This window comes from Streptomyces sp. SP18CS02, from assembly GCF_036322365.1.
Taxonomy (GTDB): Bacteria; Actinomycetota; Actinomycetes; order Streptomycetales; family Streptomycetaceae; genus Streptomyces.
This window is the reverse complement of sequence record NZ_JAQYXC010000209.1, coordinates 1-339: the sequence shown is the minus strand read 5'-3', so window position 1 is coordinate 339 and position 339 is coordinate 1. Positions and strand designations below refer to the sequence as shown.

Annotated in this window: 1 pseudogene; it reads right to left on the bottom strand. The window is 72.6% G+C overall.

From position 1 onward, the window contains the following. Nucleotides 1-339 (bottom strand): annotated as a pseudogene (locus PUR26_RS34565) (hypothetical protein); the annotation flags it as partial.

Here is a 339-nt window from a genome sequence, read left to right as displayed (position 1 = left end):
GCACCGGGCACCGCCGCCCCCGGCGCCGCGACCACCAGCGACTTGTCGACAAGGGAACCCAGCACCCCCACGACGTCCGGCCCCCCGCAGACCGCCTCCGCCGCCTCCAGATCACACCCGCCGGAGAACACCGACAACCGCCGCAGCACGGCCCGCTCCCCCTCGTCCAGCAGACCCCACGACCAGTCCACCACCGCACGCAACGTCTGCTGACGCGGCAGCACCGTCCGGCTGCCACTGGTCAGCAGAGCGAACCGGTCATCCAGACGATCAGCGATCTGACGCGCCGACAACACCCGCAACCGCGCCGCCGCCAGCTCGATCGCCAGCGGCAGACCG